The 15,636-nt window shown below is 39.0% G+C and carries 10 protein-coding genes, 3 tRNA genes and 1 pseudogene; 5 read left to right on the forward strand and 9 right to left on the reverse strand.

The window, feature by feature from the left end:
• Positions 1-22: 22 nt before the first annotated feature.
• The 6 genes from DPV97_RS00830 to lpcA all read right to left on the reverse strand — a co-directional run bounded on the left by DPV97_RS00830 (position 23) and on the right by lpcA (position 4,632).
• The gene (locus tag DPV97_RS00830) at positions 23-979 is read right to left on the reverse strand and encodes a helix-turn-helix transcriptional regulator (protein ID WP_186821758.1); all 957 of its coding nucleotides are present in this window, start codon (positions 977-979) and stop codon (positions 23-25) included.
• 89 nt (positions 980-1,068) lie between these two features.
• Entirely contained in the window at positions 1,069-1,752 is a 684-nt protein-coding gene (artM, locus tag DPV97_RS00835) for an arginine ABC transporter permease ArtM (protein ID WP_049375226.1), read from the reverse strand.
• Positions 1,752-2,423: an arginine ABC transporter permease ArtQ gene (artQ, locus tag DPV97_RS00840; protein WP_070714029.1), complete on the reverse strand. Its 672-nt coding sequence runs from the start codon at positions 2,421-2,423 to the stop codon at positions 1,752-1,754. The genes artM and artQ overlap by 1 nt, the downstream gene beginning before the upstream one ends.
• 3 nt (positions 2,424-2,426) lie before the next feature.
• A complete protein-coding gene (locus tag DPV97_RS00845; protein ID WP_070714028.1) occupies positions 2,427-3,146 on the reverse strand; it encodes a lysine/arginine/ornithine ABC transporter substrate-binding protein in 720 nt (239 codons plus the stop codon).
• Positions 3,147-3,157: 11 nt separating this feature from the next.
• Entirely contained in the window at positions 3,158-3,895 is a 738-nt protein-coding gene (artP, locus tag DPV97_RS00850; protein ID WP_070714025.1) for an arginine ABC transporter ATP-binding protein ArtP, read from the reverse strand.
• A gap of 152 nt (positions 3,896-4,047) precedes the next feature.
• Positions 4,048-4,632, reverse strand: a complete 585-nt coding sequence (gene lpcA, locus DPV97_RS00855) for a D-sedoheptulose 7-phosphate isomerase (RefSeq protein ID WP_014065007.1) — start codon at positions 4,630-4,632, stop codon at positions 4,048-4,050.
• 197 nt (positions 4,633-4,829) lie between these two features.
• Between lpcA and DPV97_RS00860 the strand changes: the two genes are divergently transcribed.
• A complete protein-coding gene (locus DPV97_RS00860) occupies positions 4,830-5,639 on the forward strand; it encodes a DNA ligase (RefSeq protein ID WP_070714022.1) in 810 nt (269 codons plus the stop codon).
• A 54-nt stretch (positions 5,640-5,693) separates the two neighbouring features.
• On the opposite strand, the gene trxA is transcribed toward DPV97_RS00860, so the two are convergent.
• Together trxA and DPV97_RS00870 are read right to left on the reverse strand one after the other, a co-directional pair.
• Complete coding sequence (gene trxA, locus DPV97_RS00865; protein ID WP_049364449.1) at positions 5,694-6,017, reverse strand: thioredoxin TrxA; 324 nt, start codon at positions 6,015-6,017, stop codon at positions 5,694-5,696.
• 117 nt (positions 6,018-6,134) lie between these two features.
• Entirely contained in the window at positions 6,135-7,244 is a 1,110-nt protein-coding gene (locus DPV97_RS00870) for a methionine biosynthesis PLP-dependent protein (RefSeq protein WP_070714019.1), read from the reverse strand.
• Positions 7,245-7,499: 255 nt separating this feature from the next.
• Here DPV97_RS00870 and DPV97_RS00875 point away from each other — a divergent pair.
• The 3 genes from DPV97_RS00875 (at position 7,500) to DPV97_RS00885 (ending at position 7,771) form a co-directional block, all read left to right on the forward strand.
• A tRNA-Gly gene (locus DPV97_RS00875) sits at positions 7,500-7,575 on the forward strand.
• A 7-nt stretch (positions 7,576-7,582) separates the two neighbouring features.
• Positions 7,583-7,656: transfer RNA gene (locus tag DPV97_RS00880), tRNA-Cys, on the forward strand.
• 28 nt (positions 7,657-7,684) lie between these two features.
• A tRNA-Leu gene (locus DPV97_RS00885) sits at positions 7,685-7,771 on the forward strand.
• 81 nt (positions 7,772-7,852) lie between these two features.
• On the opposite strand, the pseudogene DPV97_RS00890 reads toward DPV97_RS00885, so the two are convergent.
• A pseudogene (locus tag DPV97_RS00890) lies at positions 7,853-8,046 on the reverse strand (heme lyase NrfEFG subunit NrfE); the annotation flags it as partial.
• 665 nt (positions 8,047-8,711) lie between these two features.
• Between DPV97_RS00890 and DPV97_RS00900 the strand changes: the two are divergent.
• Positions 8,712-15,629 (forward strand): ESPR-type extended signal peptide-containing protein, encoded by a 6,918-nt coding sequence (locus tag DPV97_RS00900; protein WP_111382837.1) that lies wholly within the window; start codon positions 8,712-8,714, stop codon positions 15,627-15,629.
• Positions 15,630-15,636: the final 7 nt, after the last annotated feature.

Genomic DNA, 15,636 nt, shown 5'->3' on the forward strand with positions numbered 1-15,636 from the left:
GATGAAGCGACAATTCATGTCGTTAGGTATTTTTGTCTAAATAAGTGCGGTCAATTTCTTGGTAATCTTCACCAAAATGGGCAATCCACCACTCCAGCATAGCGCTCTCAATCACGGTAGCGGAAATTTCATATTCAGAGCCATAATCTTTTACTGTTTGATCGGTTGATAATGGTGTTTCTGTCAAAAAGCCACCTGTTTTTTTATCAATACGGAAAGTTAGGCGAATTTTCTTACCTGAACTAAAACCAAAATTTTGACTTTCAATATGCGTTTTTAGGCTAAATTTCGGGCGTTCAAATTGCATTGTACTGACATTAACTGAGATAAATCGGTGTAATGCAAGATGTCTAATCGCTCCACTCTCATATTGAACTACCAAATAAGTACTTGGGCCTTGTTGCACTAATGCAAGAGGTTTAACTTGAGCATCGCGTATATTTCCATCATTCTTACGATAGCTCATGTTAATGTATTTATTATGATAAAGAGCAATACTTACTTTATTGAATACTTCAGGATCAATCTTTGCAGGTAATAATGGCTGGCTAGTAGGAGCAATCCCAGCTTTATTCAACCACTCAGAGGCTTCCTTTTTCTGATTTTTACCATAAGCCAAATTATATTCAGCCTGTTTAAAAAAACCGTCCATCGATTGCATAATATTGGTTGGCAAAATACCGGTTAAATATTGCTTTGCCAACATCAACACTAACGATTGTTGTTCGTTTAAAATTGGCATATCCAAGCCTTTCGCATCAGGCTTCCAGCGATAACTATAGGGCTTATCATTGGTATTGCAGTCAATTTCAAACTGCTCACATAACGTATTTAGTGCACGCTGAATACTGCGCAAATCCCGCTCGATGCCTAATGCAAGCAATTTCTCTCGCAATTCTAATGAGCTGATGGAATAGTTTTTCGGAATTAAACGTAATAGTTCGAGGTAGAATTTTAGGGAAGATGATTCGGACATAATTGCCTCATAAATAAAAATATTTTCTTTAATCATATAAAAAATCGGGCAATTTTTAAACTGCCCGATTTGTTTCTATTTTTGACCGCACTTTATGCTTTTGCGGTATCAATACGTTCGAATGACAACACTTTATTTTCTAACTGACGGAGTAATAAAGTGGCGATACCAGTAATGATGAGGTAAATACCGCCTGCAATACCGTAAATAGTTAGCGCATCATATTCAGTACCGTAAAGTTGGCGAGCATATCCCATGATATCCATGATCGTAATGGTAGAAGCTAATGCTGTACCTTTAAATACCAAAATAATTTCATTGGTATAAGAAGGGAGTGCGCGTTTTAACGCATAAGGAATGAGAATTTTTAAAGTCTGCATACGGCTTAGTCCTAATGCCGCACAGCTTTCCCATTGACCTTTAGAGATCGCTTTTACTGCGCCGTGGAATAATTGGGTTGAATAAGCCGCACTATTCAAAGCCAAAGCTAACGCTGCACAGAACCATGCGTTGGAGAATAATCCCCATAATGGGCTATCCACCAACCATTGGAATTGACCAGGACCGGCATAAATTAAGAAAAATTGCACTAAAAGTGGGGTGCCTGTAAATAAAACAAGGAATAAATTGACCGCACTTTTCACCAATTTATTGCCAATAGAAAGCAAGAAGGTTAAGCCCAATGCTAGGAAAAAGGCAATAAACAATGCGACAACCGTAAGCAACAGGCTAGTCGGAATACCTTGAGCAATAACAGCTAAATACTCTTGAAACATTATTCGACTCCCCGTTCAAATCGAGTGAAACGTAATTCTAATTTGCGAATCCCCGCTTGGCTGATCAGCGTAATCAATAAATAAATCAAGGCTGCAATGCCATACCAAGTGAAAGGCTCATGAGTATTGGTATTGATGTACCCTGCTTGACGCATTAAATCATCGACACCAATTAATGATACCAACGCCGTATCTTTTAATAACACAAGCCATTGGTTGCTTAAGCCCGGTAAAGCATGTCGCCATACTTGTGGCATAATTAAATTGATGAAAGTATAAGGATGGCTTAATCCTAAAGCAGCGCCTGATTCCCACTGCCCTTTTGGAATGGCTTGAATCGCACCACGTAAGGTTTGGGAAGCATAAGAGGCAAAAATCAAAGACAATGCAAGTACACCACAACCAAAGGCGCTGAATTCAATATACTCACCCGTCAGCATTTCCACGACTTGGGTTGAGCCAAAATAAATCAATAATACGACTAAGATTTCTGGCAAACCACGTAATAAAGCAATGATAATCGCCGTTGGTTTTGCAATAAATGCATATTTATTGGCTTCTAAGGCGGTAAAAACAATACTGAGTAATAAACCAACAATCAGAGAGCAAATAGCAAGCCCTAAGGTCATTAGGGCTGCGTGTCCAATTAATGTAAGATAATCATAAAACATAGATTATTTAGTCATCCATTTATCATAGATTTTTGGGTATTCGCCGTTTGCTTTTACCGCTTCTAAACCTTTATTCAAGCTTTCTAGCAATTCTTTACTTGATTTATTTACCGCGATACCTAAACCGTTACCGAAATATTTTTTGTCTGTCACTTTGTCACCTACAAATTGAATTTCAGCTTCTTTTGAAATCATATCAGCTAGCACCGCTGTATCACCGAAGATAATATCAATACGGCCATTTTTTAAGTCTAAAATCGCATCTTGAAGGCTGGCATAAGCTTTCGCATTATATTGTTTGCTTTCTGCTGCAGTATATTGTTGGAATGTTGTTCCGTTTTGAACACCAACTGTTTTTGCTGAAGCTAAATCTGCTTTACCTTTTAACGCTACATAGCTTGCTGAACTATCATAGTAAGCATTAGAGAAAGCCACTTGTTTTGCTCGAGCATCCGTAATATCAATCGCAGAAATTGAAGCATCAAAACGTTTAGATTTTAAGCCTGGAATTAACGCATCAAATGCTTGGCTTTTAAAGTGACAAGTTGCTTGAATTTCCTTACAAATTGCATTCGCTACATCCACATCAAAACCGATGATTTCGCCTTTTTCATTCGTTGTTTCAAATGGCGGGTAGCTCGGTTCCATCGCGAAAGTGATTTCTTGTGCATTCGCAGCAAAAGCTGAGCTCATTAACATTGCGGTTAAAAGTAATTTTTTCATGTTGTGTTTCCTTATTCTGAGTGTGAAAGATATTGTTTAAATTGTTCGGTTTTTGGATTATTAAAGCAATCTGCACTACCCATTTCAATAATCTTACCTTGTTCCATATAGACGATCTTTGTCGCCACTTTTTGTGCCACATTCACTTCGTGGGTCACAATCACCTGAGTAATACCCGTTTGCTGAAGCTCTTTAATGATATCAACAACTTGAGCTGTAATTTCTGGATCCAGTGCAGCCGTTGGCTCATCAAACAACAACACTTGCGGTTTCATCATTAATGCTCGAGCAATGGCAACACGTTGTTGCTGACCACCTGATAAATGAAGGGGGAAACGATCGGCATGCTCTTCTAAACGTAAACGTTTTAAAAGTTCTAATGCATCTTTTTTCGCTTCTTCCTCGCTAATACCTAACACTTTTTTCGGCGCTTCAATTAGGTTTTCAATCACTGTTAAATGTGGCCAAAGATTGTATTGCTGAAATACCATCCCCACATCTTGACGAAGTTGACGAATAGCCTTTGGATTATTATTCGCTTGAGACAGATCAAAATGGTTATTCGCAATATGCAATTCACCAGAGGTTGGTACTTCTAACAAATTTAGCGTACGGATTAACGTACTTTTCCCAGCACCACTTGGCCCGAGTAACACCACAGTATCACCTTCTTGTGCATCAAGATTGATATCAAACAATGCCTGTGATGAACCATAAAAGAAATTCAAATTTTTAACACTAATCGCCATTTTAAGTTTACTGCTATCCTTGATTGATTCGTAAGAATGAATAAATATTACTTTTTAAGTGATTATTTATGCAAGTGTTTTTTTATAAAAAATCCCAAAAAAACTTTTTGGGATCTTTAAATCATTGAATTTTTAACCGCACTTGTCGCGTATTAAGCCTCTTTCGCCATTTCAAATTCAACTAACATCATTAAAATATGGATCACTTTGATGTGGATTTCTTGAATACGATCTGCATAACCAAAGTGTGGCACACGAATTTCAACATCCGCTAAGCCTGCCATTTTACCGCCATCTTTACCTGTCATCGCAATCACTTTCATACCTTTTGCTTTCGCCGCTTCGATCGCATTTAAGATATTTTTAGAATTGCCTGATGTCGATAATCCAAATAAAACATCGCCTTCTTTACCCACCGCTTCAACAAAGCGAGAGAATACATATTCATAGCCAAAGTCATTACTTACACAGCTTAAATGACTCACATCAGAAATCGCAATTGCAGGATAACCAGGACGATTTTCACGATAACGACCGGTTAGTTCTTCTGCAAAGTGCATGGCGTCACAGTGAGAACCACCATTACCGCAAGATAATACTTTACCGCCATTTTTAAAGCTTTCGGCTAACAATTTAGCTGCTTTCTCAATGAGTTTGATGTTGTTATCATCTGAAACAAACTTATTTAATACGTCTTGAGCTTCCACAAGCTCAGCTTTAATTTGATCAAAATACATTTTATTCTCCTTAAAAATTAAATTCGAAATAGCGTTGGCATTGTATAGCGTTCATTTCAAATAATCTAGCGCTCTTTCTTATCTCTCTATTTTCCAGCTTACTTCTCATTATTTTGCGATACGAATCACAAATCCAATTAAAAACGCTGTAAAAAATGACCGCACTTTTTAAACTCAAACAATTTAAAGGAGAGATTATGCGAGTAGTTTATTTATTACTTTGTATGCTATTCAGTCTGATAACTTGGGCAAATGATAGTGATTTAATGCTATTAGGTACCTATGAAAACCAAGATATCCAGGGTTGGGTGATGTCTGAAAAATTAGATGGAGTACGAGGTTATTGGGATGGCAAAGCGCTATTAAGCCGTCAAGGATTACCCTTACCCGCGCCCGCCTATTTTACCGCTCAATTTCCGCCTTTTGCCATTGATGGTGAGCTATTTAGTGAACGTAATCAATTTGAAGAGATTGCCTCTATCACGAAATCCTTTAAAGGTGATAATTGGGCAAAATTAACACTTTATGCTTTTGATGTACCGAATGCCTCAGGAAATCTCTTTGAACGCCTCCAAATCTTAGAAGATTATTTGAAAAACAACCCTACGTCTTATATCAAGATTATTCCACAAATTCCAATCCAAGATAAAACACACTTATTCAACTATTTACATGAAGTAGAAGCAAAAAAAGGTGAAGGGGTTGTGTTACGTAATCCTAACGCCCCTTACGAACGGAAACGCAGTACACAAATTTTGAAGCTTAAAACCGCTTATGATGAAGAATGTATGGTGGTTGAGCACCATAAAGGAAAAGGACAATTTGAAAATATACTCGGTTCACTCACCTGTGAAAATCATCGTGGAAAATTCAAAATCGGTTCAGGATTTAATCTGAGTGAGCGCAAGAATGCACCACCTATTGGCACCACAATCACCTATAAATATCGAGGATTAACTAATTCTGGAAAACCTCGTTTTGCCACTTATTGGAGAGAGAAAAAATAAGAACGGTCAAAAACATTGCTATTTTTGACCGCTCTTTTATGTTTAATAACTCAATTATAGATGTTGATTAATAAACGCCGCTAATTGATTTTTTGGTAACGCACCAACTTGTGTTGCAACAAGTTGACCATTTTTGAAAAGTAGTAAAGTTGGGATACTACGTACACCAAATTGACCTGCCACTAATTGGTTGTCATCTACGTTGATTTTAACGATTTTTGCTTTACCTGCGAATTCAGGTGCAATTTCATCTAAAATTGGCGCAATCATTTTGCAAGGGCCGCACCAAGGTGCCCAAAAATCCACTAATACAGGGATATCAGATTGCACAACCGCAGTTTCGAAATCTGCATCAGTAATATGTAATACTTCGCTCATTTTTGTTTCCTTATTTAATAAGGTGCTGACAAATCAACACCTAGCGTTAATTGATGTTATTCATAATAGCACAAGGCATATTGAATTGCACAGATTAGTCCGATTGATAAAAACTAACTATTTAAGCTGTGCAAATGCCTGTAATAAATCGGCCTTGATGTCTTCCATATCTTCTAAACCAACAGAAAAACGCAACAACGTGTTTGTAATACCACGGGCGACGCGTTCTGCTTCTGGAATATCCATATGGGTTTGGGTTGCTGGATAGGTAATAAAGCTTTCTGTTCCCCCTAGACTTTCAGCAAAGGTAATCAATTTGATTGATTTTAAGAAAGTATTCACCCAATTTTCATCTTTCAAACGGAAAGATAGCATACCGCCTTTGTTTGGATATAACACACTATCAATTTGTGGCTGTTGACGTAAAAAGTCTGCAATCGCCTTCGCATTATCTTGATGGCGTTTCATACGCAATGAAAGGGTTTTCATACCACGCACGGTTAACCAAGAATCAAATGGCGAAAGTACGGCACCTGCACCATTTTGAATATAAGCGATACGATCACAAAGTTCTTGCCCTTTTGCAATAATCAAGCCCACCAAGCTATCATTATGACCCGCAATATATTTTGTGCCACTGTGGATTACAATATCCGCGCCTAAATCTAATGGACGAGATAGCACTGGAGTTAAGAAGGTATTATCCACAATCATTAACAAGTTGTGTTTTTTCGCTAATTTCGCAATTTCTGCCACATCACACTCTTCCATTAATGGATTTGATGGGGTTTCAATAAAAATTGCTTTTGTATTCGCTGTAATAGCGGCTTCAATTTCAGCTAAAGAAGCGGTATTCACATAAACGGGTTTCACGCTGTTGTTATTTTTATAGGCAAAATCTAATAAACGATAAGTTCCACCATATACATCACTTGACACAATCCATTCATCAGGACCTTTAAATAAGTTCATTAACACTTGAATTGCCGCCATGCCGGAGGAAAAGGCAAAACCACGATCGCCATTTTCTAATTTGGCTACGGTATCTTCTAAAACAGTACGCGTTGGATTTTTTGTACGCGTATAATCAAATCCCGTGCTTTCACCAATCCCGTGATGACCATAAGCCGTTGAAAGATAAATTGGCGTAGAGACTGCACCAGTACGTTCATCACTGCGATTTCCCGCTTGGGCTAATAATGTATCGATAGAATATTGTTGTGTCATAATTTACCTCTAAAACATGCAAAAATTTGACCGCACTTTTCTTGATTTAATGGCGAACAAAACGTTCCAATTTTGTCATAAAGCCACTCACGATAAAAGTAGAAATTGAAAACTCTGTGAAAATTATATTCTTGTGTCAAATTTTGCTGTAATTTCAACCGAAACGAAGATTTTTTCAACATTTGAATTTTTTTTTCAGATCTTCGATTGACAGAATTTCAAATTCCCGTAAAATGCACCGCACTAACAGCGTATGCGGGAATAGCTCAGTTGGTAGAGCACGACCTTGCCAAGGTCGGGGTCGCGAGTTCGAGCCTCGTTTCCCGCTCCAAACTAACGGCGTGTTAGCAAAGCGGTTATGCACTGGATTGCAAATCCATGTAGCTCGGTTCGACTCCGGGACACGCCTCCATAACCACGCAGTTAGTTAATCACTCTATGCCCGAGTGGTGGAATCGGTAGACACAAGGGATTTAAAATCCCTCGCCTTTCGAGGCGTGCCAGTTCAAGTCTGGCTTCGGGCACCATCTAATTCCAAACTAATAATCAGTACCTAGTCCAATACTTAACTTTAATTATCGTTAGGTGAGGAATTATGGACTTCTCTTCTCATCCACCGCAAAAGAATAAGCAAGCAAACCAATTGAGAACGTCGTCGCAAGGGTAAAAATATAACTAAGCGGCCAAGCGGAATTAATTAAAGTCGAATTTTTTTGAATAATCCAAATTGAGGCACTAACGCAAGAAAAAACGCGCTAGCTGTTGCGAGTAAAAGAAGGAAAAAGCCAAGTTCAGGAAGCATAATGTCGCCGTTTTCTTCGTTGAGATTCAGATTCGTCCATTAACGAGTTATTTACTAATTAAAAAACACACGCCAATTTAAATCCGTATTAAAGTGCATTTTTCTCACCCGAATTCTACCGAAAATCCTAAATTTTGCACGCAGTTTGTGATTCAAGCTAACTTTTGTAAAAGGAATTAAATAACATAAATCAGTAGAAAAAACATTCAGATCATGGTTATGGTTATGGTTATGGTTATGGTTATGGTTATGGTTATGGTTATGGTTATGGTTATGGTTATGGTTATGGTTATTATTCTTAAAAATTTTCTTTCTATTTCAAATAACAAAGTGGTATAATCTCTGCCCAAATTCTATTTGTCTATTTCTAGTTCAGTAAACAAATGAATTGATATATCTAAAAGTTAATTTCACTATTTATAATAAATCAGGCCATAAAATGAACCTTATTCGTTGTATGACATGGAATGTTACCGGCTTTTTAAATATAACTAAGCCGTTATTAGGTCAGTTAATCTTTTACCACTCCCTTCTTTCCAGGCGGAAACACTCTTTCATTTATTAAACACTTTAATTTGTATACCACCTCTCTTAATCAATAATATTAAGCTTTTCATTTTGTTATTGAACTGAGAAATTTCAATTTTTCACAATAGGAAAAATATATGAATCATATATATAAAGTTATTTGGAATACGATCACACAAACATGGGTTGCAGTTTCCGAACTTAGCCGAGTCAAAGGCAAAACAAAATCAAGTAAAACATTAAGTGCGGTAGTTTTAGCAGCAGTTTCTGCTGGAGCTATTGTTGGGGATGCTGAAGCAGCAGCACTTACAGGTGCTGGTAATGGAATAGCCATTCAATCACAACCAACAACTGAACAATATGGTGCGTTTGCTAGAGCTGACGACAAAACATCAACAGCAATTGGGTATTTGGTTGTAGCAGAAAGTAATCACGCTCTTGCAATAGGCTCTCAAACACAGGCAATCGGAGAAAAAACGGTTGCTATTGGTCACTTATCTAGAGCAACAGGTAATGAATCAGCTGCATTTGGTGTAAACGCAACGGCCGCTGGTAATGGTGACATTGCGTTAGGTAAACATGCTGTAGCACAAGGTGGGGCCAACGGTATAACAGGTTCTGCTGCCGTGGGGGATGAGGCAAAAGCAACTGGTGCACAATCTGCAGCTGTAGGTGGAAAAGCGAAGGCAAGCGGAACTCATGCTCTTGCCTCAGGTTATAACACTCAAGCAACAGGCGGTTCTTCATCGGCTATCGGGGATGCGGCTGAAGCAAGTGGTAACCAAGCTACTGCTGTAGGGGTATCGTCTGAAGCTAAAGGCGATCAAAGTGCAGCATTAGGCATGCAAGCACATGCACATGGTAGCGGCTCTGTTGCTGCGGGTGTATCTTCTCAAGCAATGCAAGCGGGAACAACCGCTATTGGTGGTTGGACTGAAGCCACAGCAGAAAAAGCTACGGCTGTAGGTGATTCAGCAAAAGCAAAAAACAACCGAGCAACTGCGTTAGGCCATGACGCTCAGGCTACAGGAGAATTCTCAACTGCAACTGGTATTAGCTCACGTGCATCAGGTTCAGCATCTATCGCTACTGGTAAAAACGCAACAGCAAGTGGTGATAATGCTATTGCAACAGGAAACGCCTCAAATGCAGCAGGAGCAGACAGCATTGCATCAGGACGCCAAGCTTCCGCAACAGGCACAGGAGCTACAGCAACAGGGGCGGAAACTTCTGCTTCTAACTATGCGGCTGCTTATGGCAATAAAGCAAACGCAACCGGTGGATGGTCTTCAGCTTTCGGTAACGAATCTAAAGCAACCGCAACAGACGCATCAGCTTTTGGCAATAGTGCAAATGCAGGAGGTGCAAATTCTACAGCTATCGGCTCTCATAGCACAGTGACTGCAAAAGACGGTTCTGCACTAGGGAACTACGCTAGCGTATCTGCAGAAGGCGGAGTAGCATTAGGTCAAGGTTCAAAATCCACTCGAGCTTCATTAGATGGTAAAAACATCACAATTAGCTCACAAGGCAACGTCGTATCATCAAATCATATTACTGATGATGATTCTAAAAATAATAACAGCAATGACGTTTATGCCCCAGTTAAATTAATCAATGATCCATCAACCTTAGAAAGAATAAAAAATACCATTAAAGGTACTGCTGGTGCAGTCTCCCTAGGTAACGACACCACTACTCGCCAGCTCACCAATCTAGCTCCAGGTAGTGCAGATTCTGATGCTGTAAACGTGGCGCAGTTAAAAGCTGTTGTGGGGACAATTAAACATTATAACGTGACCTCTAAAGATGGGGATATTACCGTTAATCCCGATACAACCGATCCAAATAATACTGTTTGGGATTTAAAAATAAATCCTAAATATAAAATCAAATATTTCTCAGTCAAGTCAGAGGGCGGCACCAACGAAAATAATGATGGTGCCACTGGAACAGACGCGATTGCGATTGGTAAAGACACAATAGCCAAAAAAGCAAACGCTATTGCAATTGGTCACGAAGCGAAAGCGCAAGGATACCAAAATGATATAGCCATAGGTTATAAAGCAGCAACTAATTCTGAGAAATCTATAGCTATCGGAGATAATGCTAAAACAGACGCAGGATATTCTATAGCCTTAGGTACTAACGCTACTGCCACTGTGAAAGATGGTATTGCCTTGGGCTCAGAATCAAAAGCAACTGCAGATAAAGGTCAATCTGGCTTTGATGCATCTCAAGATGCAGATGGGGCTCGCGTTAATAAATATACCAACCTAACGAATAACAATCAAAATGTCCGTACTTCTACTTTAGCGGGCCTTTCTATTGGTGACACAGCCAAAACCCGTCAAATCAACCACCTAGCAGCTGGTAAAGCAGATGATGATGCGGTAAACGTAGCGCAATTAAAATCCGTGAACCTTGCATTTAAAGGTGATAATGGATCAGGCGATGTACGTTTACACGATCAACGTTTATCTGTTGTTGGAGCTGCAAATAGTTTTATTACCACTACGGCAAGTGATAAAAAATTAGAAATTGGTACTACACAAGGAACATTCTCTACGGCGGATGGCAAATCATCCTCTACCAAACAAGGTTTAGCTACAACGACTGCTGTTGCTAGTGCAATCAATGACAGCGGCTGGGAGGTACAAGCAAAAGGTACAAAAGTTGGCCTTGTAAATCCAGGTGATAAAGTTGACTTCACCAATGCAGATAAAAGCATTGAAATCGAATCATCCGCCGAAGCCAACGGTTTATCTACAATTAAATTTAAAGCAGTCACTGCAAAGATTAACACCGAGAAAAAACATCCAGTTGAAATTACCGTAAATAACGGTATAACAACCAAAAAAATAGATAACACAAAACAAGCTACCCCTACAGGTCGATTTGTTGTACCAACAGGAGATGATACTAATAAATATGCCTTAGCTACAGCTTATGATGTAGCGGATAAAGTCAATCAAACAGGTTGGAATTTATACACCAATGGCGGAGCGCCGGCTTTAATTAACCCTGGTGATTATGTCAACTTTAAGTCAGGCAATGCTACCAATGCCAATGTTGTGACTGAAGCAAGCGAAGGGGCAACCATTAGCTATGATGTAAACGTAGATAACACCACAATAAAAATTGACCCTAATGGTAATAAGCTTACTGCAAATACCGTTGATTTAACCGTTAATAAAACAGGCGATAACGCAGGTAAAGTAGAAACACCAGCAGATGCGGACAAAGGCAAGTTAGTTACAGCTGAAAATGTAGCGAAAGCGATTAACGAAAGTTATTGGGTGGCTAAACGTGGCGATAGCGTAACAACCAATGAGGACTCTGGTGACGGAGATAGCAATGTTGCAGCGGGTAATAACGTGACTTTCGTTGCAGGTAAAAACATGGCGCTGAAAAAAGCAGGTAATACCTTCACTTACGGCACCAAAGATAATGTAAGCTTCACCACAGTAACCTCGAATGAGTTTGTGGTAAATCCAAACGGTAAATTTACTGTAGGTGCAGGCTCAACCATTAATATGGGTAACAATATTGTTGGCGGTGTAGCTAATGGTGTTGCAGACACTGACGCTGTAAACGTGGCTCAGTTGAAGGCGAATACCTCTGTGGTAAGTGCGGGTGATAATATTACTGTTACACCATCTACTAATGCAGAGGGCAACAAAGTCTATACCGTTGCAGCTAAAAACACTCAAGCGACAGTATCAAAAGCTGAGGGTGACAACCCTATCACTCTTGATAACTCAACAACAAATGCTAACGGCACAACTAACTATAAAGTTGGCTTAAACATTGATGAAAGCACACTTGAGGTTAAAGAAGGAAAATTAGCCGCTAAAGCTCAAACTAAAGCAATCGAAACCGTTGAAAGCAAAGAAGGTGGAGATAACATTGCACAGGTAGATGTGAAATCAGGCAAAGCTAAAGGTGATGCAGGTGCAACTTATCAAGTTAGCGTGACTAAAAATGATGTAAAAGATGTGGCGAAAGAAGCTGTTGATGTGAGAGGTAGTGATTTTATTACCGTCACCCCAACAGATGGGGAACATTTAAAAACCCATACAGTTGCTGCTAAAACAGGCACGATTGCTGTTACAGAAACAACAGGCGCAGTAACCTCCATTGCAACCGCAACAGGTTTAGTGACTGATAAAACAGTCGCCGATGCGATTGCAAAATCAGGTTTCCAATTAAAACAAGGGGAAGAAACTACAGCTAAAACTGTTATCAACCCAGGTGATAGCTTAACCTTTAAAGATGGACAAGGAACCAAAGCAGTTGTTAATGCAAATGGTGATGTTCAAGTGAATGCGAACGTAGCAAGCTTAACAGGTGGAGATAATGTCACTGTTAAGGATAATGGAAATGGTAGCTTCACAATTAACGCAAAAGACACCAACACGCAAGCTAGTGTATCTAAAGCAGCAAATAGCCCAATCACAATTAATGCGACTGGTGCTGATAATGCTAAAAACTATGAGCTAGATGTAGCTGTTGATGGCACCACCATTGTGAAAAAAGATGGTAAGTTAACAGCCAATGTACCTGATGTCTCAACTACAGATTTAACGGTTAATAATGGCAAGGTCACAGAACCAGGCGCTGATGATGGCAAAAAACTAGTTAATGCGACTACTGTTGCTAAGGTAGTAAACAACTCATACTGGAAAGCAACCCGTGGTACAAGTGACAATACCAATGACGATAAAGCTGAAGGTGATGCAACATCAAATATCAAAGCGGGCGATGAATTAACCTTTGTTGCTGGCAAAAACATGGCGCTGAAAAAAGCAGGTAATACCTTCACTTACGGCACCAAAGATAATGTAAGCTTCACCACAGTAACCTCGAATGAGTTTGTGGTAAATCCAAACGGTAAATTTACTGTAGGTGCAGGCTCAACCATTAATATGGGTAACAATATTGTTGGCGGTGTAGCTAATGGTGTTGCAGACACTGACGCTGTAAACGTGGCTCAGTTGAAGGCGAATACTACAACTGTTGTTGCGGGTAAAAATGTATCTGTAGATGTTTCAGAAAATGCATCAACAGGCAAAACATTTACTGTAAATGCAGATAAAACCACTGTTTCTGGTACAGGTCCTGTCTCCGTAAAAGCAACTTCTGATGCTGCGAATCACACAACAAACTACAATGTAGAATTTGATTCCAGCAAAGCTGCAGAACAAACAGATTTAACTTATAAAGCTAATGGTAAAGATGCTAAAAAAGTTAAACTTTCAGAGGGTCTAGACTTTACTAATGGTAAAGGTACAAAAGCTTCTATAGGTGATAACGGTAAAGTAACCTTTGATGCAACGGTTGCTGATGTTAAACAAGGCGATAATGTCACAATTAACAAAGATGAGACTACAGGTGTTTACACTGTAAATGCTAAAGACACCATTACGACTGTAAAAGGTAAAAATGGCAGCGCAGTAAAAGTAACCACAGCAACTGGAAGCACTGATACCAACAAGATTTACGAAGTTGATGTCAATGTTGATGGCAAAACTATTGTAAATGAAAATGGAACCTTACAAGCTAAAGGTTGGAAAACAAAAGTTGTCAAAGGGGAAGGTGAAGTTGAAGGAGCTTCGGAAGAAACTGTCAATGGTAGTGATACTGTAAACTATATTGCAGGTAAAAACGTGAAATTAGTTCAAGATGGTAAAAACTTTACTATCGCAACTAAAGATAACGTAACCTTTAAAGATACTACAACAACAAACCTAAGTGTTACCCCTGGCGGTAAAGTTGACATGGGTAACAATAAGGTAACCAATGTAGCTGAAGGCACTGAAAATACTGATGCAGTAAATGTAAAACAGTTGAAAGACTTCAAAGCTGAGGTTGCTGACGGGGGATTAACTTTCGCAGGTAATAGTGGTACAGCGCATAAAGCGAAGTTAAACACAACTATTAATATTAAAGGTGGTAAAGATAATACTGATGCTACAAAATTTGATAATGGTAAAAATGTAATGACCACAGTAAATGGCGATACTGTTACTGTTTCCATTAAGAAAACACCTGAAGTTGAGGGCATCAACATCACTGATACAACCGGTAATGTAAAAGTTAAATTAACTCAAACAGATGAAGGTTTAAAAGTATCTGATGGTAACAATAATGCAACACGTATTACCAATGTAAAAGCTGGTGAAAAAGATACTGATGCAGTAAATGTGAAACAATTAAAAGCCGCGAAAACAGAAGTTGAAGCTGGTGAAAATATTGAGATCACATCTCGTACAGATGCAACAAATGGTCAAACTATCTATAAAGTGAGCGCAAAAGGTATTAATGATACTTCTGCAGCAGTTAAAGGTGGTTCTGATCACGTTAAAGTGACAAAAGCTGCTAATACGCATAAAGATGGTTCAACAACTGTTACTGACTATACCGTTGATCTTTCAAATAAAACAAAAGAAGATATCAAAAAAGGTGTGGATGCGCATACAGAAGTCACCACGAAAGGTTTAACCTTTAATGCAGATAAAGGCACCACCGGTGTGAAAAAACTAGGCAGCAAAGTATCTGTCAATGGTGATGGTAAAAACATTACCACAACTGCAGATGAAAACGGTGTAAAAGTATCGATGAAAGATGATATTAAAGTAAACTCTGTCACAGCAAAAGAAGTGAAAGTGGGTAACGTTAATATCAACGAAAACGGTATCAACGCTGGTGGTAAACGTATTACCAATGTTGCTCCAGGTAAAGATGGCACTGATGCTGTAAATGTAAACCAATTAAAATATGTTGCAGGTAATATCAGCAATCAAATCAATAATGTTGATAAAGGCTTGCGTGCAGGTATTGCAGGTGCTTTAGCATCAGGTGGGTTATATCATGCTACGACATCAGGTAAATCTATGGTGTCTGTCGGTGCAGGTACATATCGTGGACAAAATGCGTTGGCGGTGGGTTACTCTCGCTTATCTGATAATGGTAAAGTTGGGGTTAAATTCACGGTAAACAGCAATTCACAAGGCCATGCAGGTGCAAGTGCAAGTGTTGGCTACCAATGGTAATTAACTT

This window comes from Haemophilus parainfluenzae, from assembly GCF_003253005.1.
In the GTDB taxonomy this organism is placed as follows: Bacteria; Pseudomonadota; Gammaproteobacteria; order Enterobacterales; family Pasteurellaceae; genus Haemophilus_D; species Haemophilus_D parainfluenzae_M.